At 72.0% G+C, this 23,737-nt stretch carries 20 protein-coding genes and 3 pseudogenes; 7 read left to right on the top strand and 16 right to left on the bottom strand.

Annotated features, from left to right (window positions below):
• Positions 1 to 27: 27 nt before the first annotated feature.
• From ACIBBH_RS25915 to ACIBBH_RS25875, 9 genes are all read right to left on the bottom strand, one after another.
• Positions 28 to 1,056 (bottom strand): glutamate ABC transporter substrate-binding protein, encoded by a 1,029-nt coding sequence (locus ACIBBH_RS25915; RefSeq protein ID WP_399408446.1) that lies wholly within the window; start codon positions 1,054 to 1,056, stop codon positions 28 to 30.
• A 14-nt stretch (positions 1,057 to 1,070) separates the two neighbouring features.
• Positions 1,071 to 2,462, bottom strand: a complete 1,392-nt coding sequence (locus ACIBBH_RS25910; RefSeq protein WP_399408444.1) for a hypothetical protein — start codon at positions 2,460 to 2,462, stop codon at positions 1,071 to 1,073.
• A gap of 145 nt (positions 2,463 to 2,607) precedes the next feature.
• Positions 2,608 to 3,585 (bottom strand): N-acetylglucosamine kinase, encoded by a 978-nt coding sequence (locus ACIBBH_RS25905; RefSeq protein ID WP_399408442.1) that lies wholly within the window; start codon positions 3,583 to 3,585, stop codon positions 2,608 to 2,610.
• Positions 3,576 to 4,841, bottom strand: coding sequence for a 6-phospho-beta-glucosidase (locus ACIBBH_RS25900; RefSeq protein ID WP_399408440.1), 1,266 nt, complete (start codon positions 4,839 to 4,841; stop codon positions 3,576 to 3,578). The genes ACIBBH_RS25905 and ACIBBH_RS25900 overlap by 10 nt, the downstream gene beginning before the upstream one ends.
• Before the next feature lie 7 nt (positions 4,842 to 4,848).
• Complete coding sequence (locus tag ACIBBH_RS25895; protein ID WP_399408438.1) at positions 4,849 to 5,742, bottom strand: carbohydrate ABC transporter permease; 894 nt, start codon at positions 5,740 to 5,742, stop codon at positions 4,849 to 4,851.
• A 2-nt stretch (positions 5,743 to 5,744) separates the two neighbouring features.
• Positions 5,745 to 6,686: a carbohydrate ABC transporter permease gene (locus ACIBBH_RS25890; RefSeq protein WP_399408436.1), complete on the bottom strand. Its 942-nt coding sequence runs from the start codon at positions 6,684 to 6,686 to the stop codon at positions 5,745 to 5,747.
• A gap of 2 nt (positions 6,687 to 6,688) precedes the next feature.
• On the bottom strand, positions 6,689 to 8,032 hold the full coding sequence (locus ACIBBH_RS25885) for an ABC transporter substrate-binding protein (protein WP_399408434.1): 1,344 nt from the start codon (positions 8,030 to 8,032) through the stop codon (positions 6,689 to 6,691).
• A 56-nt stretch (positions 8,033 to 8,088) separates the two neighbouring features.
• Positions 8,089 to 9,300 carry an ROK family protein gene (locus ACIBBH_RS25880; protein ID WP_399408432.1) on the bottom strand — a complete coding sequence of 404 codons (1,212 nt, stop codon included), beginning with the start codon at positions 9,298 to 9,300 and terminating at the stop codon, positions 8,089 to 8,091.
• 474 nt (positions 9,301 to 9,774) lie between these two features.
• Positions 9,775 to 10,878 carry a mechanosensitive ion channel family protein gene (locus tag ACIBBH_RS25875; protein WP_399408430.1) on the bottom strand — a complete coding sequence of 368 codons (1,104 nt, stop codon included), beginning with the start codon at positions 10,876 to 10,878 and terminating at the stop codon, positions 9,775 to 9,777.
• A 326-nt stretch (positions 10,879 to 11,204) separates the two neighbouring features.
• On the opposite strand from ACIBBH_RS25875, the gene ACIBBH_RS25870 reads away from it, so the two are divergent.
• The gene (locus tag ACIBBH_RS25870) at positions 11,205 to 11,741 is read left to right on the top strand and encodes an HNH endonuclease (RefSeq protein ID WP_121888680.1); all 537 of its coding nucleotides are present in this window, start codon (positions 11,205 to 11,207) and stop codon (positions 11,739 to 11,741) included.
• 86 nt (positions 11,742 to 11,827) lie between these two features.
• Here the strand turns inward: ACIBBH_RS25870 and ACIBBH_RS25865 are convergent, their stop codons facing one another.
• Genes ACIBBH_RS25865 through ACIBBH_RS25855 form a run of 3 tightly spaced genes read right to left on the bottom strand, consistent with a single transcriptional unit; the run spans position 11,828 to position 14,441 of the window.
• Positions 11,828 to 13,216 carry an FtsX-like permease family protein gene (locus ACIBBH_RS25865; RefSeq protein ID WP_399408428.1) on the bottom strand — a complete coding sequence of 463 codons (1,389 nt, stop codon included), beginning with the start codon at positions 13,214 to 13,216 and terminating at the stop codon, positions 11,828 to 11,830.
• Positions 13,213 to 13,911: an ABC transporter ATP-binding protein gene (locus ACIBBH_RS25860; protein ID WP_399408426.1), complete on the bottom strand. Its 699-nt coding sequence runs from the start codon at positions 13,909 to 13,911 to the stop codon at positions 13,213 to 13,215. Before ACIBBH_RS25860 ends, ACIBBH_RS25865 begins: the two co-directional genes overlap by 4 nt.
• The gene (locus ACIBBH_RS25855; RefSeq protein WP_399408424.1) at positions 13,908 to 14,441 is read right to left on the bottom strand and encodes a PadR family transcriptional regulator; all 534 of its coding nucleotides are present in this window, start codon (positions 14,439 to 14,441) and stop codon (positions 13,908 to 13,910) included. The genes ACIBBH_RS25860 and ACIBBH_RS25855 overlap by 4 nt, the downstream gene beginning before the upstream one ends.
• A gap of 162 nt (positions 14,442 to 14,603) precedes the next feature.
• Here ACIBBH_RS25855 and ACIBBH_RS25850 point away from each other — a divergent pair, with 162 nt between their 5' ends.
• The 3 genes from ACIBBH_RS25850 (at position 14,604) to ACIBBH_RS25840 (ending at position 17,266) form a co-directional block, all read left to right on the top strand.
• Positions 14,604 to 14,849, top strand: coding sequence for a hypothetical protein (locus ACIBBH_RS25850; protein ID WP_399408422.1), 246 nt, complete (start codon positions 14,604 to 14,606; stop codon positions 14,847 to 14,849).
• Positions 14,850 to 16,910 carry a 4-alpha-glucanotransferase gene (gene malQ, locus ACIBBH_RS25845; protein ID WP_399408420.1) on the top strand — a complete coding sequence of 687 codons (2,061 nt, stop codon included), beginning with the start codon at positions 14,850 to 14,852 and terminating at the stop codon, positions 16,908 to 16,910. It begins immediately after the preceding gene.
• 80 nt (positions 16,911 to 16,990) lie between these two features.
• Positions 16,991 to 17,266 carry a hypothetical protein gene (locus tag ACIBBH_RS25840; RefSeq protein ID WP_399408418.1) on the top strand — a complete coding sequence of 92 codons (276 nt, stop codon included), beginning with the start codon at positions 16,991 to 16,993 and terminating at the stop codon, positions 17,264 to 17,266.
• Between the two features lie 61 nt (positions 17,267 to 17,327).
• On the opposite strand, the pseudogene ACIBBH_RS25835 reads toward ACIBBH_RS25840, so the two are convergent.
• Positions 17,328 to 17,806 (bottom strand): annotated as a pseudogene (locus ACIBBH_RS25835) (TetR/AcrR family transcriptional regulator); the annotation flags it as partial.
• Here ACIBBH_RS25835 and ACIBBH_RS25830 point away from each other — a divergent pair.
• Positions 17,805 to 18,104 (top strand): annotated as a pseudogene (locus ACIBBH_RS25830) (FAD-dependent oxidoreductase); the annotation flags it as partial. The pseudogenes ACIBBH_RS25835 and ACIBBH_RS25830 overlap by 2 nt on opposite strands.
• 1 nt (position 18,105) lies before the next feature.
• Here the strand turns inward: ACIBBH_RS25830 and ACIBBH_RS25825 are convergent.
• Entirely contained in the window at positions 18,106 to 18,615 is a 510-nt protein-coding gene (locus ACIBBH_RS25825; protein ID WP_399408416.1) for a MarR family winged helix-turn-helix transcriptional regulator, read from the bottom strand.
• Between the two features lie 116 nt (positions 18,616 to 18,731).
• On the opposite strand from ACIBBH_RS25825, the gene ACIBBH_RS25820 reads away from it, so the two are divergent.
• Complete coding sequence (locus tag ACIBBH_RS25820; RefSeq protein WP_399408414.1) at positions 18,732 to 19,676, top strand: EamA family transporter; 945 nt, start codon at positions 18,732 to 18,734, stop codon at positions 19,674 to 19,676.
• On the opposite strand, the gene pepN is transcribed toward ACIBBH_RS25820, so the two are convergent.
• Entirely contained in the window at positions 19,673 to 22,246 is a 2,574-nt protein-coding gene (pepN, locus tag ACIBBH_RS25815; protein ID WP_399408412.1) for an aminopeptidase N, read from the bottom strand. The genes ACIBBH_RS25820 and pepN overlap by 4 nt on opposite strands.
• Before the next feature lie 95 nt (positions 22,247 to 22,341).
• On the opposite strand from pepN, the pseudogene ACIBBH_RS25810 reads away from it, so the two are divergent.
• Positions 22,342 to 22,559, top strand: a pseudogene (locus tag ACIBBH_RS25810) (type II toxin-antitoxin system ParD family antitoxin); the annotation flags it as partial.
• A gap of 111 nt (positions 22,560 to 22,670) precedes the next feature.
• Here ACIBBH_RS25810 and ACIBBH_RS25805 read toward each other — a convergent pair.
• Complete coding sequence (locus ACIBBH_RS25805; RefSeq protein ID WP_399408410.1) at positions 22,671 to 23,690, bottom strand: aspartate-semialdehyde dehydrogenase; 1,020 nt, start codon at positions 23,688 to 23,690, stop codon at positions 22,671 to 22,673.
• Between the last annotated feature and the right edge of the window lie 47 nt (positions 23,691 to 23,737).

The raw sequence follows: 23,737 nt of genomic DNA, 5'->3' as shown, positions 1-23,737 counted from the left end.
GAAGATCGCCTGCCCGACGCTCCCCGGTCAGCTCTTGCGCAGATACTCCGGCGCGGGTGGCTTCGACGGGCTCGCGTCCATACCCAGTGTCGCCGACAGCCACTTGTCGTACGACGCCTGCCAGCCGCTCGCGCGGTACTCCACCAGGATCTGATTGACCCGGCGTACCAGATCGGTGGCGTCCTGCTTCATCGCCACGCCGTAGTAGTCGGTGGTGAAGGCGGCGCCCTTCAGTTCGACCGTCGGGTCCTGGGCGGCCTGGCTGGCGGCGAGCGCGGCGTCGGTGACCACCGCGTCGACCTCGCCGAGCTGGAGCCGTACCAGGCAGTCGAGTTGGTTGGGGACGGTGGTGGAGATGTCGGCGGAGGAGACCAGCCGGTCGGCCTTCCTGTCGTCGTCCAGCTTGGTGTACGCGGTCGAACCGGCGGCCGTGCATATCCTCTTGTGCGCCAGCGAGTCGTTGTACCCCGTGATGGGCGACGACTTGGGGGCCAGGACCTGCTGGCCGGTCTTGAAGTACGGCGCGGAGAAGGCGACATCGACGATGCGGTCGCAGGTGATGGTGAACGTGCGGACCACCATGTCGACCCGGCCGTCCTTGACCGCCGAGATGCGCTGGCTGGTGGGGATGGCCTTGAACTGGACCGCGTCCGGGTCGCCGAGGATGTCCTGGGCGATCCGGTGGACGAGGTCGATGTCGAAGCCCTCCAGCCCCGCGCCCTCGGTGTTCGGGTTGCGGTAACCCCAGCGGTAGCTGTTCTGGTCGACGCCCACGATGATCTTGCGCTTGTCGCCCTGGCGGGCCTTGATCGCGTCGATCGTCCGGCCGTCCGCGCCCGACGGCGACAGCGTCTGCTTCTCGGGGTCCTCGCAGGCCTCGGCCCGCGCCTGCCGGCCGGTGGCGACCCCCCGCCCACCGACGCCCTGCTCACCGTCCCCGTGCGACTGGCTCAGCGGCAACAACAGCACGAAGCCCAGCGCCAGCGCGCACACGACCGCCATCGCACCCACGCCACCCCAGCCCCGCAGGGCGCCCGGCACCCGTCGTGCGTCCACGTCCGCGCCCCCTGTCACCGGTACTCCGAAAGCCTGCGGCCGATGCCGAGCAGGGCGCCTGCGGCGCCGAGGACGGCGAGGACGGCGGTGCCGACCGGGAGGCCGGTCATCGCGTCGCGGCCGTCGCCGGCCGACTGCTGGAACTCGGCCTGTTCGTGCGCGAGGGCGTCCTTCAGGTTCGTGTCCACGGCGTCGAAGCAGTCGCCGGTCGCGCCCTTGGCGCCGATCACCAGGTCGAGGGCCTTGTCGTAGTTGCCGTTCTCGTCCTCGGAACGGGCCGACGTGTGGCGCTTCTTCCACTCCGCCATGTTGCCCTCGGCCGACTGGACCGGCGTGCTGCCCGCCTTGTCGTCGGCGAGCTCGGCCGCCTCGGCCAGGCGCTTGCCGAGGACCGTGATGTCCTTGTCGAAGTCGTAGTAGTAGGCGTCGTACACGTCGCCGCCGACCTGGATCGTCTTGGCGCCGCGCGCCACCAGGCTGAGGTTCTCGTTGCCGCGTGCCTTCAGGGAGGCGATGCGGGCGTCGTGCAGCACGTTCAGCGAGCGGACACCGTGGTCGTAGGAGCTGTCGAGGTCCGCGCGGGCGACGCTGTGCCCCACGACCAGCCAGAGCAGCACCACCGAGGCGGTGGCCGTGGCGGCGACCAGGCCGTGGTTCAGGACCCGATTGGTGCGCCGGTACTCGCGGTGCTGTGCCCAGGCGAGCGCGGCCAGGGCGAGGACGCCGAGGGCGATCGCCGCCCACGGATAAGGCGTGGCGTCCGCGTAGTCCTCGCTCAGCCTGCTGTTCTCCTCCTTGTAGAGAGCCTCGGCCGCCGGGAGCATCTCGTTCTGCATCTTCTCGTTCGCGTACCGAAGGTACGCGCCGCCCACCGGGTAGCCCTGCCGGTTGTAGGTACGCGCGCGCTCGATCAGGCCCTTGTACTCCGGCAGCAGCTTGTTCAGCTTGGCGACGGTCGCCTCCGAGGGGGAGCCCGGATCGGAGCTGGCGGCGGCCGTGACGAGCCCCTCGGCGGCGGCGCGGATGTCCTTCTCGTACCGGTCGCGGGAGGCGGCCGTCTCCTGACCGCCCGCCAGGAATCCGCTGGAGGCGGCCGTGTTGGCGTCCGCCAGCGAGCGGTAGATGTCGGCCGCGCCCGAGCTGAGCGGCTGGCTGCTGTGCAGCACGTCGTCCGCCGCGGCCGCGCGGTCGCTCGTCTGCCAGGCGGTGACCGCGCCGAACGCGACGACCAGCAGGGCCAGTACGGCACCGATGATGCGCAGCCGGCCGGGTTCCGTGGTCGCGGCGGCGCGCAGCCGGTCCACGCCCTCCGCGAACGCGGTGCGGCGGGGCGGCGCCGGGACGACTGCCGGTGCCGGTGGCTGTGCCGGCACGGGTGGTGCCGCGCTGCTCGGCGGGTGCGCCACTGTTGACCTCCCCCATGGTCATCTACTTGCCGACCAGTATCACCGCCAGATCTGACATTGGGCAGCGGGGGGCGGCATTGTCACCTCCCCGTGCCCATGAATACGCGCCGGGACGGTGTTCGGTTCCCTGGTGGTGTCGCCCGGGTCACGCACCTTCCTCCCAGTACGCCCGCGCCCGGTTCCCCGCCTGAGCCCCCGCACCCAACCGGTCCAGTCCCAGCAGCGCCGCCCCCAGGACCGGGCTCGCCGTCACCACCCGCGGCACCGCCTTCGGCGCCCGCGCCGACAGCAGGTCCCGGATGCCGTCCTCGAGCTGGGCGTGCCCGGCCGTGAGGACACCGCCCCCGAGCAGCACCGGTGTCTCCTCGTCCAGCAGGTCCAGGCGGGACAGCGCCACCGTGGCCATGGTCACCACCTCCTCGGCCAGCCGGTCCACCACGGCCCGGGCCACGGCGTCGCCGCCGGCCGCCGTCGCGAACAGCACCGGCGTCAGCTCGTGGCGCCGGGCGTGCTCGACGCGTTCCAGGTGCAGGGCCTCGATGAGGGCGTACATGGAGTCCAGCCCGAAGTGGGCCGGGAGCGTGCGCGCCAGCTCGGTGGGCTGGCCCCGGCCGTCCTCCGCGCGGGCCGCGAACCAGAGGGCCTCCTCGGCCAGGCCCCAGCCGCCGCCCCAGTCGCCGGAGATGCGGCCCAGGGCGGGGAAGCGGGCCGTGCGGCCGTCGGGGCGCATGCCGACGCAGTTGATGCCCGCGCCGCAGACCACCGCGACGCCGCGCGGCTCGGCCACGCCCGCGCGCAGGATCGCGAAGGTGTCGTTGCGGACCTCCACCGTCGCACCCCACGCGCGCGCGTGCAGCGCGGCCGCCAACTGCTCCTCCTCCACCGGAAGATCGGCGTTGGCCAGGCACGCCGAGACGTGCGTCGCCGAGTCCACGCCGGCGGCGGCGTAGGCCCGGGCCACCGCCCGCGCCAGCTCGTCCACCGCCGCCGGCACGCCCACCGCCGGCGGGCGGAACCCGCCGCCGCGGGCCGCGGCCAGGACGCGGCCGTCCGCCGCCAGGACCGCGACGTCGGTCTTGCTGTTGCCCGCGTCGATGGCGAGGACACTTGCGGTCAGGCCCACGCGAGGTGCTCCCGGTTGTGCGCGATCAGCTGGTCGGTGAGGGTCTCGGCGTACTCGTACTGGCCGATCAGAGGGTGGGAGAGCAGAGCCCGGAACACCCGGTCCCGCCCTCCTCGCAGTGCCGCCTCCAGCGCCAGCTCCTCGTACGCCGTCACGTTCGCCACCAGTCCCGCGAACAGCGGGTCGACCTCCGGCACCGGCAGCGGGACGGGACCCGTCGGCCCGACCGCCGCCTGCACCTCGATCACCGCGTCGTCGGGCAGGAAGGGCAGCGTGCCCCGGTTGACGGCGTTCACCACCTGGTACGGGCTGCCGGCCCCGCCCAGCAGGGCCGCCGCCAGGTCCACCGCCGCCTCGGAGTAGTAGGCGCCGCCGCGCTCGGCGAGCAGCTCCGGCTTCTCGTCCAGGGCCGGGTCGCCGTACATGGCCAGCAACTCGCGCTCCATCGCGGCCACTTCCGCCGCCCGGGACGGCTTGGTGCGCAGCTCCCGCACCACCGCGTCGTGTGCGTAGTAGTAGCGCAGGTAGTACGACGGGACCACGCCCAGGCGGTCCAGGAGCGGGCGGGGCAGGCGCAGGTCGTCGGTGATGGTGTCGCCGTGTTCGGCGAGCAGCTTGGGCAGGACGTTCTCGCCCTCGGGGCCGCCGAGGCGGACGCCCGTCTCCCAGGTGAGGTGGTTGAGGCCGATGTGGTCGAGGTGGACGTCGGCGGGCGCCACGCCGAGCAGGCCCGCGAACTTCCGCTGGAAGCCGATTGCCACGTTGCACAGCCCGACCGCCCGGTGACCGGACTGGAGCAGGGCGCGGGTGACGATGCCGACCGGGTTGGTGAAGTCGATGATCCACGCGCGCGGGTTGGCACGACGGACCCGCTCGGCGATGTCGAGCACCACCGGGACCGTGCGCAGCGCCTTGGCCAGGCCGCCCGCGCCGGTCGTCTCCTGTCCGACGCAGCCGCACTCCAGCGGCCAGGTCTCGTCCTGCTCGCGGGCCGCCTGCCCGCCGACGCGCAGCTGCAGCAGGACCGCGTCCGCGCCGTCGACGGCCGCGTCCAGGTCGGCGGTGGTGACGATCCGGCCACCGTGGCCCTGCCTGGCGAAGATCCGGCGGGCCAGGCCGCCCACCAGCTCCAGCCGGTCGGCCGCCGGGTCGACCAGCACCAGTTCCTCGATGGGGAGGGCGTCCCTGAGGCGTGCGAAGCCGTCGATGAGTTCGGGCGTGTAGGTCGAGCCTCCGCCGACCACGGTGAGTTTCATACGTGGATCAACCCTTCACTCCGGTGAGCGTGACGCCCTCGACGAACGCCTTCTGGGCGAAGAAGAACACGAGGATCACGGGGGCCATGACCAGGACGGTGGCGGCCATGGTGAGGTTCCAGTCGGTGTGGTGCGCGCCCTTGAAGGAGTCCAGGCCGTACGACAGGGTCCAGGCGCCCGGGTTCTCGGACGCGTAGATCTGGGGCCCGAAGTAGTCGTTCCAGGCGTAGAAGAACTGGAACAGGGCGACCGCCGCTATCCCGGGCCGCGCCATCGGCAGGACGACCTTCAGCAGCGTCCGCAGGTCGCCGCAGCCGTCCACCTTCGCCGCGTCCAGATACTCGTTCGGGATCGTCATCAGGAACTGCCGCAGCAGGAAGACGGAGAACGCGTCGCCGAACGCCATGGGGATGATCAGCGGCCACAGCGTGCCCGACAGGTCCAGTTGCTTCGCCCAGAACAGGTACATCGGGATGATGATCACCTGCGGGGGCAGCATCATCATCGAGATCACCAGCATGAGGGACAGATTGCGGCCCCGGAAGCGGAACTTGGCGAGCGCGTACGCCACCGGGATCGACGACACCACGGTCAGGACGGTGCCCAGCCCGGCGTAGATCAGGGTGTTCTTCCACCAGGTCAGGAAGCCGGGCGTGTCGAAGACCTTGCGGTAGTTGCCCCACTCCCAGGTGTGCGGGATCAGGTCGCGGCTGAGCGCCTGGGTGTCGCTCATCAGGGAGGTGAGGACGACGAAGACGAACGGCAGGGTGAAGAAGAGGGCGGCCGCCACGCCGAGGGAGTGGACCGCGACCCATTCCAGGGCCGCCCTGCGGCGGGCGGTGCGCTCGGCGGGGGAGGCGGGGGCCGTCAACCCGACCGGCTTGTCCAGTACTTGGGTCATCGTCAGTCACCTGCCTGGATGAGACCGCCCCGGCGCCGCATCAGGAACGCGGTGAACGCCATCGACAGGCCGAAGAGGACCAGGGCGACGACACACGCGGAGCCGTAGTCGAAGCGCTGGAAGCCGAGGTTGTAGACCAGCTGGGGGAGGGTGAGCGTGGACTTCTCCGGGTAGCCGGGCTCGAACTGGGTGCCCGCGCCCTGGATCACGCCCGAGGCGACCTTCCCGGCGATCAGCGGCTGCGTGTAGTACTGCATGGTCTGGATCACGCCGGTGACCACGGCGAACATCACGATCGGGGAGATGTTCGGCAGTGTCACGTACCGGAACCGCTGCCAGGCCGACGCGCCGTCCAGCTCCGCCGCCTCGTACTGCTCCGCCGGTACGTCGAGCAGCGCGGCCATGAAGATGACCATCAGGTCGCCGACGCCCCACAGGGCCAGCAGGGTCAGGGCCGGCTTGGACCAGGTGGGGTCGTTGAACCAGCCCGGGGCCGGGATGCCCACCTTTTCCAGGAGCGAGTTCACCGGGCCCGTACCGGGGTTGAGGAGGAAGGCGAAGGCGATGGTGGCGGCGACCGGCGGGGCGAGGTAGGGCAGGTAGAAGAGGGTGCGGAAGACGCCCACGCCCGTCTTGATCTTGGTGATCAGCATGCCGACTCCGAGTCCGAAGACGACCCGGAGGGTCACCGTGACCAGTACCAGCCACAGGGTGTTGCGCAGGGCGGGCCAGAAGAGCGGGTAGTGCTCGAAGACGTACGTCCAGTTCTTCGTTCCGCTCCACGTCGGCGGTCTGAAACCGTCGTAGTGCATGAACGAGAAATACACCGTCGAGATCAGCGGATACGCGAAGAACACCGCGAAGCCGATCAGCCAGGGCGACATGAAGGCGGCCGTGCGAAGCGCCGCCCGGCGGCGCTTCGACGCGAGGGTGACGGTGCTCATCGCTACTTGGCCTGCGCGATGTCCGTGTCGATCTGCGCGGCGGTCTTCTTCAGCCCCGCCTTCAGATCCTTGACCTTGCCGCTCTCGTAGTCGTACCCGAACTGCTGGATCGTCACCAGGTACACGCCGCCGTTGATCGAGGCGGGCGTGGTGGTCGAATCCGGGTTCGCCGCGATGTCCAGGAACGTCTTGAACCGCGGGTCGTACTTCAGCTTCGGCGACTTCAGCCCGGCGAACGTGGAGGGCACGTTGTGGATGGCGTTGGAGAAGTTCACGACCGCGTCCGTGTTCGTGGTCATGTACTTCACCAGTTCCCAGGCCGCGTTCTGCCTGTGGCTGGTGGCGGCGATGCCGGCGATGGTGCCGGTGATGTAGCCCTTGCCGTACTGGCCGGCCTGGTCGTCGGGGACGGGCAGCGGGGCCACGCCGATCTCGAACTTCGGCTTCGCGGCCTCGGCCATGCCCAGCCGCCATTCACCGTCGAGCTGCATCGCGACCTGGCCGGTGTGGAAGGGGTGCTTGGGTCCCCATTCGTCGCCGAGCGTGGCGCGGAACTTCTCCAGCCTCTGGAATCCGCCGAGTTCGTCGACGAGCTTCTTCTGCAGTCTGAAACCGGCCTCGAACGCGGGGTCCTTGGCGACGTTCGACTTTCCGTCGGAGTCGAAGTAGGTCGGGGAGAACTGTGCGAAGTAGTGCTCGGTCGTGGACTCCCAGCCGTGGTAGTCCGGCATGAATCCGAGCTGCTTGTAGCTGTCGCCCTGAGCGATGGTCAGCTTCTTCGCGTCCTTCTCGAATTCGGACCAGGTCTTCGGCGGGTTCTCGATGCCCGCCTTCTCGAAGGCCGTCTTGTTGTAGTACAGCCCGTACGCATCACCCAGCAGCGGCACCGAACAGCGGTTGCCGTCGAACTGGGTGTACTCGTTCATCGCCTTCGGGAACGTCTTCTCCGGGTCGATGTCCGACTTCTTGAAGAAGGGGTTGAGATCGACCAGGGCGCCCGAGGAGCAGAACTTGCCTACGTTGTTGGTGGTGAAGGAGGAGATGACGTCCGGCGCCTTGCCGCCCCCCGTCCGCAGCGCCTGGTTGATCTTGTCGTCGGTCATGTTGCCGACGACGTTCACATGGATGTTGGGGTGCGCCTTCTCGAACCCGGCGATCAGGGACTTCACCCCCTTGACCTCGTTCGGCGCGCTCCAGGCGTGCCAGAAGTTGATGGTCGTGTCCTTCGAGGCGTCGTCGGTGGCGGATGAGTTCGACTGGCCGGTACAGGCGGTGGTGAGCAGCGCCAGCGAGACAGTAAGGGCAAAAGCCGTCTTTCGGACCACTTCGGGGATGACTTCGGGCATGACGGGATCTCCCTGGGGCGGGACGGGGTGGTGAGGGAAGGGCCGTGCGGGAAGGCTCAGCGCGAGGTGTCGAAGACCTCGTCGCGGGTGGCCGCCAGCGCGCTCTCCAGCGCGCCGCGCAGCACGGGGTGTTCGCGGACGTCGCCCACGACCAGACGCGGGCGCGGTGCCGCCAGCTCCTCCAGCTCGGCCTGGACGAGCGCGCGCAGCACCTCGCCGCCGGCGGTGAGGGAGGCGCCGCTGAGGACGACGAGTTCGGGGTCGAGGACGGAGACGAGGGAGGCGAGACCGGTGGCGAGCCGGGTCGCGTAGGTCTGCAGCAATTGCCGGTGCGGTCCGCCCGTGTGGTCCGCGGCACGGGCCACCAGCTCGGCGGCCACCTCGGCGTGCGGGCCCGCCGGCACGTCCTCCACGCCGAGCTCCCGGGCCAGGCGGGGGATGGCCTGCGAGCCGGCCAGCTCCTGGTAACCGCCGCTGTTGGCCTTGGTCACCTGGCGGACCAGGGGAGTGCCCGGTACCGGCAGGAAGCCGACCTCGCCGGCGCCGCCGGTCCAGCCGCGGTGCAGCCGCCCGCCGAGGACAAGGGCGGCACCGAGGCCCTCCTCGTTCCACAGCAGGACGAAGTCCCCGTGGCCCCGGGCCGCGCCGAGCCGCTGCTCCGCTATCGCGACGAGGTTGACGTCGTTCTCGTACTCGACCGGCATCGGCAGCGCGGCGGCGAGTTCGTCGAGCAGCGTCGGGGAGTGCCAGCCGGGCAGGTGGGAGGCGTAACGCAGACGGCCGGTGCCCGGGTCGAAGGCGCCCGGGGTGCCGATGACCAGCCGGTGGATGTCGTCCCGGGCCAGTCCCGCCGCCTTCACCGCGCCGTCGAGGGCGTCGGTGACCTGCCGGACGACGGGCTGCTCCGGGTGTCTGCCGGGGGTGGGCAGTTCGTACTCGCCCACCGTGCGGCCGGTGATGTCGGCGACGGCGGCGCGGATGCGGCCGGGGGTGACGTCGAGGCCCGCGGCGTGCGCGGCGGCCGGGTTGACCGCGTACAGCTGCGCGTTGGGACCCGGCCGGCCCTCGCTGGTGCCGGTGGCCAGGACCAGGCCCGCCGACTCCAGACGGGCCAGGAGCTGGGAGGCGGTCGGCTTGGACAGGCCGGTGAGCTTGCCGATCCGCGTGCGGGACAGCGGCCCGTGCTCCAGGAGGAGGTCGAGGGCGGCGCGGTCGTTCATGGCGCGCAGGACGCGCGGGGTGCCCGGCGTACCGGCGGATCCTGCCATGTGGGTCGACACCTGCCTTTCCAGCTGCCCAGTTTCCCAGTGGCCTGGGGATCATGTCCATCCGCCAGCCACTGTTAGGAAAGTTTCCTATTGGGGTGGGAGGAACGTAAGCCCAGGACGAAGGGGGCGTCAATAGACACCGCCCCCGAGGCAACAGAGTCGTTACCTCGGGGGCGGTGGCTCGAATGCGTGCCCGGAAAGTCTTCGGGGGCGCCACCTCGACGTGGTCACCGGCGGCCGGCTCGGTCGTTGACGAACGGGGCCGTGTCCCGGCTGGGGCGGGGCGCCGGGAGCGCGAGGGGGCGCCGGGATCCACCTTGGTGTCGGTGTCCTGGCAGGCCTCGGTGGGGTCGCCGTGGAGGACGGGGTCCGTGCAGCGGCACTGCGGGGTCCCGCGGACGCGCTGATGACGTTCGGCACGCCCGTTCACCCGGACGAGCGTGCCGAACCGTTCCGCTACTTCCCCAAAGTCGCCTACTTCCCCGGAGTCGCCGCCCGCTGGGGAGCGATCGGTGTCGTGGCCGCCGCCTGCGGGGAGTCCGTGTTGGAGAACGCGGATGGCGCGGCCACCGTGGCCGTCGGATCGGGGGTCTCCTCGCCCTCCGGGACGGCCGTCGCCCCGCCCACGATGCGGATGCTCGCCGCGTCGAAGGCCCGCTTGACGCGCCAGCGCAGCTCGCGCTCCACCGCCACCGACTTGCCCGGCATGGTCCTGGCGGAGACGCGGACGACCATCGAGTCGATCAGCACGCTGTCCAGGCCGAGGACCTCGATGGGGCTCCAGAGGAGCTCGCTCCAGGGCTCCTCCTTGCTCATCTTCTCGGCGACCTCGTCGAGGGTGGCCTTCACCTTGTCGAGGTCCTCGGTGGCCTTCACGGTCACGTCGACCCCGGCCGTCGCCCACCCCTGGGAGAGGTTGCCGATGCGCTTGACCTCGCCGTTGCGGACGTACCAGATCTCGCCGTTGTCCCCGCGCAGCTTGGTCACGCGCAGGCCGACCTCGATCACCTCGCCCGAGGCGACGCCCGCGTCGATCGTGTCGCCGACGCCGTACTGGTCCTCCAGGATCATGAAGACGCCGGAGAGGAAGTCCGTGACCAGGTTGCGGGCGCCGAAACCGATCGCCACACCGGCGACACCGGCGGACGCCAGCAGGGGAGCCAGGTTGATCTTGAAGGTGGACAGCACCATCAGCGCGGCCGTGCCGAGGATCACGAAGCTGGCCACCGAGCGCAGCACCGAGCCGATCGCCGCGGCCCGCTGCCGGCGCCGCTCGGCGTTGACCAGCAGCCCGCCCAGCGCGGTGCCGTCCACCGCCTGCACGCTCCGGGTCATCCGGTCGATCAGCTTGGTGATCGCTCGCCGCACCGCCGCTCTGAGCGCGATCGCCACCACCACGACCAGCAGGATCTGCAGGCCCATCGCGAGCCAGGTCGACCAGTTCTGCTCCACCCAGCTCGCCGCGTTCGTCGCGCTCTCCTGGGCGTCCTGGATCGACGGCACGGCCGGTGCCGTCGACCCCGAGGGGGACGGGGACGGCGACGCACCGGCGGCCGGTAGGACGACGGGCAAGGACACGGCAGGTACCTCCATGGTGCTGCGCGGTCCGCTCCGGTGGGGCGGTCAAGGTCTTCAAGGTCACGAAAAGGTCACCGGACGGACAGAACCAACACACTAACGGGGCATTGTGTGTGCCTCGCGCCGATCCGCACAGGAGGCGTACCGGAGAGACCAGGCTCACCTGGGCTTGAACGGGCCATGATCCGGGGGATGAATCCGGTGTGGTCGAAAACACTCCCAGCCCGTTACCGGGAGATGGTGGCGCTTCCACCAGCCCGGAGGGGAGACTGACTGCAGATCGTCCCGGCGCGAGCCACGCGCCGCCGACGCCCAAGGAGGCACCCGTGCCGCACGTCCTGGTCCTCAACGCGTCGTACGAGCCGCTCGGCGTCGTACCGCTCCGCCGCGCGCTCGTCCTCGTCCTCGAGAACAAGGCAGTCTGCCTCGAGGAGTCCGGCGCCTTCATGCACAGCGCGACCGTCACTGTCCCCGCACCCAGCGTGGTCCGGCTCAAGCGATTCGTACGGGTTCCCTACCGGGGGCCCGTTCCTCTGACAAGGCGAGCGCTCTTCGCCCGCGACGGGGGCCGGTGCATGTACTGCGGTGGCGTCGCAACCAGCGTCGACCACGTCATCCCGCGCAGCCGCGGGGGCAAGCACGTCTGGGACAACGTGGTGGCGTCCTGCCGCCGCTGCAACCACGTGAAGGCCGACCGACACCTCGTGGAGATCGGCTGGCGGCTGCGCCACAAACCCGCCCCGCCCACCGGTCTGGCCTGGCGCATCATCGGGACCGGCCACAGGGACCCGCGCTGGCTGCCGTACTTGCAGCCGTACGGCGCGGACGACGCCTTGGCCCGGATCGACGGCATCTCCGCCTGACGGTCCGGGTCTTCGTATTGCGTCGCCACGGCCTGAGCCGGCGGCGACCGGCTCCGGAGGTCCCCCGTACCCCCGGAGCCGGAGCCTCATGCGTAGCGCAGCTCCGCCGGGTGCACCGAGCGGCGCAGCAGGGGGAGCGACGTGGCCGCCGCCAGCAGGCCGCACGCGTACACGCCCACCGGGACCAGCAGTGCGGCCCACGGCACGGCCTGGGTGACGTGCTCCTGGTTCAGCGAGGCGTACCAGATGCCGATCGCCATGCCGCCCCCGCCCGCCAGCGCGACCGCGGGGGCCAGCGGCAGCGCCGTCTCCAGGAGCAGCGCCCGGCCGAGCACCGGCCGCGGCACCCCGGCGGCGACCTGCGCGGCCAGGCCGCGGCGGCGGTTCGCCAGCGATTCGGCGGTGCCGACGGCCAGCCCGGAGAGGGTGATCGCGAGGCCGACGAGGATCGCGGCGGCCGTCAGGTCGATGCCCGTCGTGTAGAAGGACATGCTCATGCCGAGGTGGCCCTCGCGGCTCATGGCGTGCAGATCGGCCAGGAGCACCTGCCGGACGCCGACGAAGCCGGTGCCGACGATGGTCACCAGCAGCACCGCCGCGTGCGTACGGGCCGCCGCCCAAGGGTCGTCGCGCAGCCGTTCCGCCGCGATCAGCGTCGCCGCGGAGCGGGCCCGGCCGGTCAGCAGCCGCCCGACCGCCCTGGCCGTGCCCCCGGCCAGCCACACCGTGCCCGCGCCGACCACGAGGACCAGGCCGATCACCGTCAGCGGCAGCCGCCCGCGGTCGCGGCCGGTGTTCGAGAGGGCCCAGAGCGCCAGGAGCAGGATGCCCAGCACGCCGCCCACGAACAGCTGCCCCGGGCCCCGCCCGCTGCTCGGCCGCACCCGGCGCACCCACCCGAGCGGCGAGGCCACCACCCGGCGCAGCGCCAGCGCGCTCGCCGCCGCACCCAGCACCGGCACACCCAGAAGGACCAGCGCGATCCCCGTCCAGGCCCAGGCGGTCGGGCTGTCCCACTGGCCGAGCAGGACCGGGACCGCGACGGCCGTGGCGAGGACCGCGCCGAGCAGACAGGCCAGCCCCGTCTCCAGGGCGGCGATCCGGCGCACCTGGGCCGGGGTGGCGCCCGCCAGCCGCAGCCCGGCCAGCCGCCGGTCGCGGTGCACGGCGCCGATCCGGGCGCACTGCCCGAGGAACCCCAGCACCGGCACCAGCAGGAGCAGCAGGCTGAAGATCACCCCCGAGCGCTCGCCCGGGTTGTCCAGCAGGCCGCTCGCGAAGGGCACCTGGTGGTGCCCCCGGAGCGAGCCCAGCGCCACGGCCGCGAGGGCGAACCCCGTGGCCAGCGCGGCCCCGGCCGCCGTCAGCCCGGCCCGCCACCACTCCTGCCGGTCCGAGCCCCGGGTGAGCTGCCAGGCGAGCCGGACGTCGGCCGACAGGGCGCCCCGGGCGTTGCCGCGTACGTCCGTCGTCACGCCGTCACCTCCGCCGGCACCGCGACGCCGTCGCTCAGCCGGACCTCGCGGTCCGCGTACGCCGCCACCTGGGCATCGTGCGTGACCAGCAGCACCGCCGTGCCCGACTCGCGGGCCGTGTGCACCAGGGCCGTCATCACCTGCTCGGTCGCCAGCGAGTCCAGCGCGCCGGTCGGCTCGTCGGCGAAGACCACCTTCGGGCCGGTCACCAGCGCCCGGGCCAGGGCGGCCCGCTGGGCCTGGCCGCCGCTCATCTCGCCCGGCCGCAGCGCCTCCTGCCCGCGCACCCCGAACCGCTCCAGCCACTCGCCGGCCCGCTCCCGGGCCTCGGCGCGGTCGGTTCCGGCCAGCATCAGCGGCAGGGCCACGTTGTCCCCGGCCGTCAGCTCGGGGATCAGCTGCCCGAACTGGAAGACGACGCCGAAGTCGGTGCGGCGCAGCTCGCTCAGCCGCTTCTCCGGCATCCGGTCGAGCCGCTGCCCGGCGTAGGCCACCGAGCCCTCGTCCGGACGGACGATCCCGGCCAGGCAGTGCAGCAGCGTCGACTTGCCGCTGCCGCTGGCACCCGTCACGGCGAGGATCTCACCGGCGCGCAGCTCCAGCGAGGCACCGCGCAGCGCCCGCGTCCTGCCGTGTGCCTTGACGAGGTCCCGGCCCGCCAGAAGCGGCACCGAGGCGTCCCCCTTGTTGTTCATGCTGCGTCGACCTCCGCGGTCAGAGTGGTGAGCCGGGCCGCTGTGGTGTGCATCCAGCGGAGGTCGGCGTCGAGGTGGTTGAGGGCGAAGTCCGCCGAGAGCACGGTCGCCAGGTCGGCGTCCCGGGCGGTCTTGACCGCCGTGAGTTCCCGCATCCGCTCCATGTGCGCGGCGCGCTGGGCGCGGAGGTAGGCGGCCGGGTCGCCGCCCGCGAGGATCGACACGACGACCTTGGCGAAAATCTCGTTCGTCACGAAGGGCGCCGGCGGGGTGATCGCGCCCGCCCAGTGGGCCAGCTCGTGCGCACCGGTGTCCGTCGAGCGGTACAGGGTCCGCTCCGGACCCCCGTCCGCGTCGGTGCCGTCGACCTCCGCGAGACCGTCGCGGACCAGCCGTTGCAGGGTGGTGTAGACCTGCCCGTAGGCCAGCGGACGGGCCTGCGGAAAGCGTTCGTCGTGGCGTCGCTTGAGGTCGTAGCCATGGCTCGGCCCCGCCGCGAGCAGCCCCAGGAGGATGTGCCGGGTGCTCATGGAGATCACTATATACGCGCTACCTGTACTGAGTGAATAGTGGCGGTCGGCATGACGTATACGTCACGTTGTTCTTCTCCGTACGTCTGCCGTCGCCTCCACTGGGTAGGGCTGCGATATCCCGCCCAAGCCGCCGTACGACGTACCGACAAGGAGGCCCCCGTGGCCGCACTGGCACACCCTCTGCTCCCGGCCCCGTCCAAACCCGTGGCGGAGCTGTCCCCCGACACCCAGGAGCTCCACGCCTGCGTCTTCAGCGCGGAGGGCAGCTGCGCCGAGGCCCCGCTGACGAGTGAACCGCCCCTGCGCGACGCCGAGCCGCTGACAAGTGAACCGCCTCTCGCCGACGCCGCCCCGCTGACCAGCGAGTCCGACCCGACCCCGGACTCCTACGGCCCGGGGCTGTAGATGGCCGCACCCCTCGACGAGGAGCTGTCCCGACTCGCGGACCTGCACGGTGTCGCCACCTCCTACAGCCCGTCCCCGGACCGCACGGTCGCGGCCTCCGCCGGTGCCGTGGTCGCCGTGCTGGCCGCGCTCGGCGTCGACGCGGCCACCCCCGAGGCCACCCGAGCCGCCCTCGCCGGCCGGGAACGGGAGCTGCGCGAGCGCCTGCTGCCGCCGACCCTGGTCCACTGGACCGACGCCGCCGAGGGCCCCGCCGCCCTCGCCGCCCTGCCCCCCGGTACCCGGCTGCGGATCGACACCGAGCAGGGCGAGACCCGGGCCGCCGCCGACGGGCTCCCGGCGGGCGTCCACCGCGTGACCGCCACCGCCCCCGGCGGACGTACGGCCGAAGCCCACCTGATCGTGGCCCCGCCCCGGCTGCCCACGCCCACCGGACGCTCGTACGGACTCCTCGTCCAGCTGTACTCCCTCCTCTCCTCCCGCTCCTGGGGCATGGGCGACCTCGGTGACCTCGCCGAACTGGCCGGCTGGGCCGGACGCACGGCGGGCGCCGGATTCGTCCAGGTCAACCCGCTGCACGCGGCCGTACCGGGCGCCCCCACCGACCCCTCCCCGTACCGGCCCTCCTCCCGCCGCTTCCCCGACCCCGTCCACCTGCGGGTCGAGGACGTCCCCGAGTACGCGTACGCCGAGGACCGCGAGCGCCTCGGCGCGCTCCTGGAACGGGCCGGACGGCTGCGCGCCTCGGTGCTCGACAAGGGCGCGCTGATCGACCGGGACGCGGTGTGGGAGCTGAAGCGGGAGGCGCTGGAACTGGTCCGGGCGGTGCCCCTGGGCCCCGCCCGGCGGGCCGCGTACGCCGCCTTCCGCGCCGAGCAGGGCGAGGCCCTTCAGGACCACGCCACCTGGTACGCCCTCGCCGAGACGCACGGCTCCGACTGGCAGCGCTGGCCCGCCGGACTGCGCGACCCCCGCTCGCCCGAGACCGCCCGCGCCCGCGCCGGCCTCGCCGACCGCGTCGACTTCCACTCCTGGCTCGCCTGGCTCACCGACGACCAGCTCACCGCCGCCCAGCGCGCCGCCCGCGAGGCGGGCATGCCGGTCGGGATCGTCCACGACCTCGCGGTCGGCGTGCACCCCGGCGGCGCCGACGCGTGGGCGCAGCGGGACTACTTCGCCGCCGGGATGTCGGTGGGCGCCCCGCCGGACGCCTTCAACGCCCGCGGCCAGGACTGGGGCCTGCCGCCCTGGCGCCCCGACCGCCTGGCCGCCTCCGGCCACGCCCCCTACCGCCGTCTGCTGCGCGCCCTGTTCCGTTACGCGGGCGCGCTGCGCATCGACCACGTCATGGGCCTGTTCCGGCTGTGGTGGGTGCCGCAGGGACAGCCGCCCACGGAGGGCACGTACGTCCGCTACGACGCCGAGGCCATGCTCGCCCTGCTCGCGCTGGAGGCCTCCCGGGCGGGGGCCGTGGTGATCGGCGAGGACCTGGGCACCGTGGAGCCCGGCGTGCGCGAGACGCTCCAGCGGCGCGGGGTGCTCGGAACGTCGGTGCTGTGGTTCGAGCGGGACTGGGCGGGCGACGGCCGCCCCCTGCCGCCCGAGAGCTGGCGTGCCGACTGCCTGGCCACCGCCACCACCCACGACCTGCCGCCCACCGCCGCCCGCCTCACCGGCGAACACGTCGAGCTGCGCGACTCCCTCGGCCTGCTGACCCGCCCGCTGGCTCAGGAGCGCGCGGAGGCCACCGCCGACACGCAGGAGTGGCTCGCCGTGCTGGGCCGGCTCGGCCTGCTCGGGCCCGCGGCCTCCGCGGCAGAGGCGGATGAGGCCGGAATCCAGGCCGTCCACCGCTTCCTGCTGCGCACCCCCGCCCGCATGATCGGCGTCTGGCTCCCCGACGGCATCGGCGACCGCCGCCCGCAGAACCTCCCCGGCACCTGGGACCAGTACCCGAACTGGCGCCTGCCGATCGCGGACGCGGAGGGCAGAGCCGTGACGCTGGAGGAGCTGACGGGGTCACCGAGAGTGCGGGCGTTGCTGGAGGTGCTGAGGGAGTGATGCGGCGCGGACATCGCGGCGGGCGTCTCCTACGGCACCCCGGGCGCGCGACCCCTTCCGGCGTTCGCTACTTTTGCAGGGTGGACAAGAAGAACGCCCTGCGCGCCGGCGTCCTGGCCGCCGGTACGACGCTGATGATGCTGCTCATGTCGTCCCCCGCGCTCGCGCTGACCCCCGACGACGGCGACGACCCCGGCAAGGGCCTCAACGTCGCCCAGACGCTGGGCCTCTACGTCGCCGCCCCGCTGGTGCTGTTCGGTGTCATCGCGGGCCTGGTCATGATGCTGGACAAGTCCCACGACAGGAAGGACGACACCAGCTCCAACATCAACGTCAGGGCGAAGGCCAAGGCCTGACGTTCGAACCTCTCGTCGAGGGCGCCGGCGCGGCCGGCGCCCTCGACGTGTTTCCTGGCGCTCACCCCGCGGCGGGCTCCGGCGCGGTCAGATACCGCTGCACGGTCGGCGCGAGCCACGCCACGATTTCCTCGCGGGTCAGCGCCACGGCCGGCCCGAAGCGCAGCACGTAGCGGGTGAGCGCCAGCCCCAGCAGCTGCGAGGCGCACAGCGCGGCCCGCGCCGGGGCCTGCTCGGGGTCGGGACAGGCCTGCAGGGCCACGGGCAGCAGCTGGTCCCGGAAGATGCCCTGCATGCGCTCGGCCCCGGCCTCGTTGGTGACGCCGACCCGGAGGACGGCGGTGAGCTCCTCGTTCTCCTCCCACAGGCCGAGGAAGTGGGTCACGAGCGCCCGCCCGGTCTCCTCGCGCGGCACGGCGGCCAGGTCCGGCAGCCGCAGGTCGAGCGCCACGGCCGCCGCGAACAGGCCCCCTTGTTGCCGTAGTACCGCATCACCATCGACGGATCGATGTGCGCGTCCCTGGCGATCGCGCGGATGGTGGGCTACGACTGCGCCGCGCCCAAGGGTTCGCACCGCCTCACCGGCACCCGCGTCCCGGACGTCCGCCTGGCCGGCGGCGGCCGCCTGTACGGGGCCCTGCGCGGCGGCCGGTTCGTACTGATCACTGCGGAGGCGTACGAGGACGGGCGCGGGCGCGCGGACCGGCTGGCCGTGGCCCGCTGGGCGAGCGACCGCCGTACGGCGCTGCTGGTGCGCCCCGACGGATACGTGGCCTGGGCGGCGGACGCGGCCGACCCGGCGGCGATCGAGGCGGCGCTCGCCGCCCACGTGGGGTGACCTACGACCGGGGCGCCGTAGCCCCCGCGAGCAACTCCCGCAACAGGTCGGCCAGGTGGCCGGCCTGTTCGTCGTTCAGGGCGGAGAGGGCGGCCGTCTGTTCGGCCAGACCCGCGCCGACCGCCTCGTCGATCAGTCGCATTCCCTTGTCGGTCAGGGTCACGTGCAGGCCGCGCCGGTCGTGCGGGTCGGGGGAGCGGCGCAGCAGCCCGGCCCGCTCCAGCTTGTCGAGACGGCCGGTCATTCCGCCGGTGGTGAGCATGAGCGTGGCCGAGAGCTGGCGCGGGGAGAGGGTGTAGGGCTCGCCGGAGCGGCGCAGGGTTGCCAGCACGTCGAACTCGCCGCGCGAGATGCCGTAGGGCTCGTACGCCTTCTCCATCCGGTCGCCCATCGCGCGCGACAGCCGGAAGATCCGGCCGAAGACCTCCATCGCGGCGGTGTCGAGGTCGGGCCGCACGGCCGCCCACTGGTCGATGATCGCGTCGACGGCGTCCCTGTGCTGTGCGCTCATGCGGGGAGTATCCGCCGAGTCCTGGTCGCTCGCAAGAAACTTGCTTGACGCTAAGTAGCTTATCGCTAAGCTAAATTCCGCTGAGTCAATAACCGTGTCTTCCGAAGGGGCCTCCCATGGCCGCCAGTCGCCCGGCGCTCATCGCCCTCACCGCCCTCGCCCCCGTCTCCTGGGGCACGACCTACGCCGTCACCACCGAGTTCCTCCCGCCCGACCGCCCCCTGTTCACCGGCCTGATGCGCGCCCTGCCCGCCGGACTGCTCCTCCTCGTCGTGGGCCGGGTCCTGCCGCGCGGCGCCTGGTGGTGGAAGGCCGCCGTGCTCGGCGCGCTGAACATCGGGGCCTTCTTCCCGCTGCTGTTCCTGTCCGCCTACCGGCTGCCCGGCGGTATGGCCGCCGTCGTGGGCTCGGTCGGCCCGCTGTTCGTCGTCGGCCTCTCGGCGCCGCTGCTCGGGCAGCGGCCCACCGCCCGCACGCTGCTCACCGGAGTCGCGGCGGCCTTCGGCGTCAGCCTGGTCGTGCTCAAGGCGGCCGGCGCGCTCGACCCCGTCGGTGTGCTCGCGGCCCTCGCCTCCACCGCCTCGATGTCCACCGGCACCGTGCTGACCAAGCGCTGGGGCCGCCCCGACGGCGTCGGCCCGCTCGCCCTCACCGGCTGGCAGCTCACCGCGGGCGGCCTGCTCATCGCGCCCGTCGCCCTCCTCGTCGAGGGCGCGCCGCCCGCCCTCGACGGCCGGGCGATCGGCGGTTACGTCCACCTCGCCCTGGCCAACACGGCGATCGCCTACTGGCTGTGGTTCCGCGGCATCGGCCGCCTCAGCGCCACCCAGGTCACCTTCCTGGGCCCGCTGTCCCCGCTGACCGCGGCCGTCGTCGGCTGGGCCGCCCTCGGCCAGGCGCTGACGCCGGTCCAGCTGGCGGGCATGGCGCTGGCGTCCGGAGCGACGGCGGCGGGGCAGCTCGGGACGCGCCCCGCCCGGCCGCTCGGCCATCCGGTGACGCGAAGGGACGCCCGGCGTGCTGCCGGGCGCCCCGTCGGCGTACGTACCGCGAAGGACTAACCGGCGGCAGCCGCGTCCGCCGCCTGCGCCTTCAGGGCGCGCTCCACGCCCGCCCGGGACTCCGAGACCAGTCGGCGCAGGGCCGCGGCCGGCTCGGCGGAGGCCAGCCAGGCATCCGTCCTGTCCAGGGTGTCCTGCGAGACCTGGATCGACGGGTAGAGGCCGATCACGATCTGCTGGGCGATCTCGTGCGAACGCGAGTCCCAGATGTCCTTGAGGACCTCGAAGTACCTGTCCGCGTAGGGCGCCAGCAGCTCCCGCTGGCCGGTCTGGACGAAGCCGCCGATGACGGCCTCCTGCACGGCGTTCGGCAGCTTGTCGGACTCGATGACCGACGCCCAGGCCTCCGCCTTGGCCTCCGCCGTCGGCCGGGCCGCCCGCGCGGTCGCCGCGTGCCGCTCACCGGCGGCCGTCCTGTCCCGCTCGTACTCGCCCGCGATCTCCGCCTCGTCGAACCGGCCGACCGCGGCGAGCCGTTCCACGAACGCCCACCGCAGCTCCGTGTCCACGGCCAGGCCCTCGATGGTCTGGCTGCCGTCCAGCAGGGCCTCCAGCAGGTCCAGCTGCTCCGGCGTACGGGCGGCCGCCGCGAACGCCCGCGCCCACGCCAGCTGGTGGTCGCTGCCCGGCTCGGCCGCGCGCAGGTGGGCCAGCGTGGCGTCCGTCCAGCGGGTGAGCAGAGCCTCGCGGCCGGCCGGGGCGGCGTACAGCTCGATGGCCAGCTTCACCTGCCGCTGCAGCGACTGCACGACGCCGATGTCCGACTCCTTGGCGATGCCGGACAGCACCAGGGACAGGTAGTCGCGGGTGGCGAGCTCCGCGTCCCTCGTCATGTCCCACGCCGACGCCCAGCACAGGGCGCGCGGCAGCGAGGACTCGAAGTCGCCGAGGTGCTCGGTGACGAAGGCGAGGGACTGCTCGTCCAGGCGGACCTTGGCGTACGACAGGTCGTCGTCGTTGAGCAGGACCACCGCCGGGCGGCGCCGGCCGGCCAGCTGCGGTACGGCCGTCAGCTCACCGTCCGCGTCCAGTTCCAGGCGCTCACCGCGCACGAGCTTGCCGGCCGCGTCGAGGTCGTACAGGCCGACGGCGATCCGGTGCGGCCGGAGTGTTGGCTCGCCCTTCGCGCCGGCGGGCAGCGCCGGGGCCTCCTGCCGGATGGCGAAGGAGGTGATGACACCCTCCGCGTCCGTCTCGATCACCGGCCGCAGGATGTTGATCCCCGCGGTCTCCAGCCACTTCTTCGACCAGGTCTTCAGGTCCCGCCCGGAGGTCTCCTCCAGGGCGCCGAGCAGGTCGGACAGCCGCGTGTTGCCGAACGCGTGCCGCTTGAAGTAGGTCTGCACGCCCCGGAAGAACTCGTCCTCGCCGACGTACGCGACCAGCTGCTTCAGCACGGACGCGCCCTTGGCGTACGTGATGCCGTCGAAGTTGACGAGCACGTCGTCCAGGTCGTTGATCTCCGCCATGATCGGGTGGGTGGAGGGCAGCTGGTCCTGCCGGTAGGCCCACGTCTTCATGGAGTTGGCGAACGTGGTCCACGCGTGCGGCCACCGGCTCCCGGGCGCGGACGCCTGGCAGGCGATGGAGGTGTAGGTGGCGAACGACTCGTTCAGCCACAGGTCGTTCCACCACTCCATGGTGACCAGGTCGCCGAACCACATGTGCGCCAGCTCGTGCAGGATGGTCTCCGCCCGCACCTCGTACGCCGCGTCCGTCACCTTCGACCGGAAGACGTACTGGTCCCGGATGGTCACCGCGCCCGCGTTCTCCATCGCGCCCGCGTTGAACTCCGGCACGAACAGCTGGTCGTACTTCTTGAACGGGTACTGGTAGTCGAACTTCTCCTGGAACCAGTCGAAGCCCTGCCGGGTCACCTCGAAGATCGCGTCCGAGTCGAGGAACTCCGCGAGGGAGGGGCGGCAGTAGATGCCGAGCGGGACGGACTGCCCGTCCTTCTCGTACACGCTGTGCACGGAGTGGTACGGCCCGACGATCAGCGCGGTGACGTACGTCGAGATGCGCGGGGTCGGCTCGAACGTCCAGACGTTGCCCTTCGGCTCGGGCGTCGGCGAGTTGGAAATGACGGTCCAGCCGTCGGGCGCCTTCACGGTGAACTGGAAGGTGGCCTTCAGGTCCGGCTGCTCGAAGGAGGCGAAGACCCGGCGGGCGTCCGGGACCTCGAACTGGGTGTAGAGGTATGCCTGGTCGTCGACCGGGTCGACGAAGCGGTGCAGGCCCTCGCCGGTGTTGGTGTACGCGCAGTCGGCGACGACACGCAGGACGTTGCGGCCCTCCAGCAGCCCCGGGAGGGCGATCCGGGAGTCTTTGAAGAGCTCGGCGGGGTCGAGGGGGTCGCCGTTCAGCGTCACCTCGTGCACGGCCGGCGCCACCAGGTCGATGAACGACTCGGCGCCGTTCTCCGCCACGTCGAAGCGCACCGTGGTCACGGACCGGTAGGTACCGCCCTCCTGCGCGCCGGAGAGGTCGAGATCGATCTCGTACGAGTCAACGGTGAGCAGCTTCGCCCGCTGCTGCGCCTCTTCGCGAGTCAGGTTTGTGCCAGGCACGCGGTCATCTCCTCGTTATGTGTGGGTTGGGTCATCCTTCCATGAGCGGCCTTCGTGTGTGCGGTGGCCAACCAGTGCATACCGTTGGTAGCAGTATGAAGATCAGTGTGAGCCTGCCACAGGAGGATGTCGCCTTCGTTGACGAGTACGCGACCAGAACGGAAGCGGAGTCGCGGTCGGCCGTGATACACGCCGCCATCGACTTGCTGAGGCGGCCCAGCTGGAGGCCGAGTACACGGAAGCCTTCGCCGAGTGGGACGCCGGCGAGGACGCCGAGTTCTGGGACGGTTGCAGCGGAGACGGGCTGACCGATGGGCGCGGTGATGGAGATCGACGCCGCGCTCCGGCGACACCTGGCGCTCTGAGAGCGGAGACGGCGAGGGGCGGCCACCGGCTCGCGGTGACCGCCCCTTCCGCGTGCGCGTTACTTGCCGCCCAGCTCCGCCGCCACCAGCTCCGCGATCTGCACCGCGTTCAGCGCGGCGCCCTTGCGGAGGTTGTCGTTGGAGATGAACAGGGCCAGGCCGTTGTCCACCGTCTCGTCGCGGCGGATACGGCCGACGTACGACGGGTCCTTGCCGGCCGCCTGGAGCGGGGTCGGGATGTCGGTGAGGGCGACGCCCGGGGCGGCCCCGAGCAGCTCGGTCGCGCGCTCCACGCTGATCGGGCGGGCGAAGCGGGCGTTGACCTGGAGGGAGTGGCCGGAGAAGACCGGCACGCGCACGCAGGTGCCGGAGACCTTCAGCGCGGGGATCTCCAGGATCTTGCGGGACTCGTTGCGGAGCTTCTGCTCCTCATCGGTCTCGTTCAGGCCGTCGTCGACGATCGAGCCGGCCAGCGGCAGCACGTTGAAGGCGATCGGGCGCTTGTAGACCTGCGGCTCGGGGAAGTCGATCGCCTCCCCGTCGTGCGTGAGCTTGTCGGCGTCGGCGATCACCTTCTGCGCCTGCCCGTGCAGTTCCGCCACACCCGCGAGGCCGGAGCCGGAGACCGCCTGGTAGGTGGCGACGACCAGCGCCTCCAGGCCCGCCTCCGCGTGCAGCGGCTTCAGCACCGGCATGGCGGCCATCGTCGTGCAGTTCGGGTTGGCGATGATGCCCTTGGGCCGGTTCACGGCCGCGTGCGGGTTCACCTCGGACACCACCAGCGGCACGTCCGGGTCCCTGCGCCACGCCGAGGAGTTGTCGATCACCACGGCGCCCTGCCCGGCGACCTTCTCGGCCAGCGCCTTGGAGGTCGCGCCGCCCGCGGAGAACAGCACGATGTCGAGGCCGGTGTAGTCGGCGGTGGACGCGTCCTCCACCGTCACCCCGTCCAGCACCGTCCCGGCCGAGCGGGCCGAGGCGAACAGGCGCAGCTCGGTGACCGGGAAGTCGCGCTCCGTGAGGATCCTGCGCATGACCGTGCCGACCTGACCGGTGGCTCCGACGATTCCGACCCTCACTGCGACTCCTTTACCGTGACTTGCGGGTGTCCCCTGCGTGGCCGGGG

The organism is Streptomyces sp. NPDC051636, assembly GCF_044453765.1.
In the GTDB taxonomy this organism is placed as follows: domain Bacteria; phylum Actinomycetota; class Actinomycetes; order Streptomycetales; family Streptomycetaceae; genus Streptomyces.
The sequence above is the reverse complement of the archived record's forward strand: the minus strand, read 5'-3'. Positions and strand labels throughout refer to the sequence as shown.

Excerpts from the sequence above, each read along its gene's own strand:
- ACIBBH_RS25900 (WP_399408440.1), bottom strand. The coding sequence starts at position 4,841 with ATGAAACTCACCGTGGTCGGCGGAGGCTCGACCTACACGCCCGAACTC.
- ACIBBH_RS25895 (WP_399408438.1), bottom strand. The coding sequence starts at position 5,742 with ATGACCCAAGTACTGGACAAGCCGGTCGGGTTGACGGCCCCCGCCTCC.
- ACIBBH_RS25890 (WP_399408436.1), bottom strand. The coding sequence starts at position 6,686 with ATGAGCACCGTCACCCTCGCGTCGAAGCGCCGCCGGGCGGCGCTTCGC.
- ACIBBH_RS25885 (WP_399408434.1), bottom strand. The coding sequence starts at position 8,032 with ATGCCCGAAGTCATCCCCGAAGTGGTCCGAAAGACGGCTTTTGCCCTT.
- ACIBBH_RS25880 (WP_399408432.1), bottom strand. The coding sequence starts at position 9,300 with ATGGCAGGATCCGCCGGTACGCCGGGCACCCCGCGCGTCCTGCGCGCC.
- ACIBBH_RS25860 (WP_399408426.1), bottom strand. The coding sequence starts at position 13,911 with ATGAACAACAAGGGGGACGCCTCGGTGCCGCTTCTGGCGGGCCGGGAC.
- ACIBBH_RS25855 (WP_399408424.1), bottom strand. The coding sequence starts at position 14,441 with ATGAGCACCCGGCACATCCTCCTGGGGCTGCTCGCGGCGGGGCCGAGC.
- malQ (WP_399408420.1), top strand. The coding sequence starts at position 14,850 with ATGGCCGCACCCCTCGACGAGGAGCTGTCCCGACTCGCGGACCTGCAC.
- ACIBBH_RS25825 (WP_399408416.1), bottom strand. The coding sequence starts at position 18,615 with ATGAGCGCACAGCACAGGGACGCCGTCGACGCGATCATCGACCAGTGG.
- ACIBBH_RS25820 (WP_399408414.1), top strand. The coding sequence starts at position 18,732 with ATGGCCGCCAGTCGCCCGGCGCTCATCGCCCTCACCGCCCTCGCCCCC.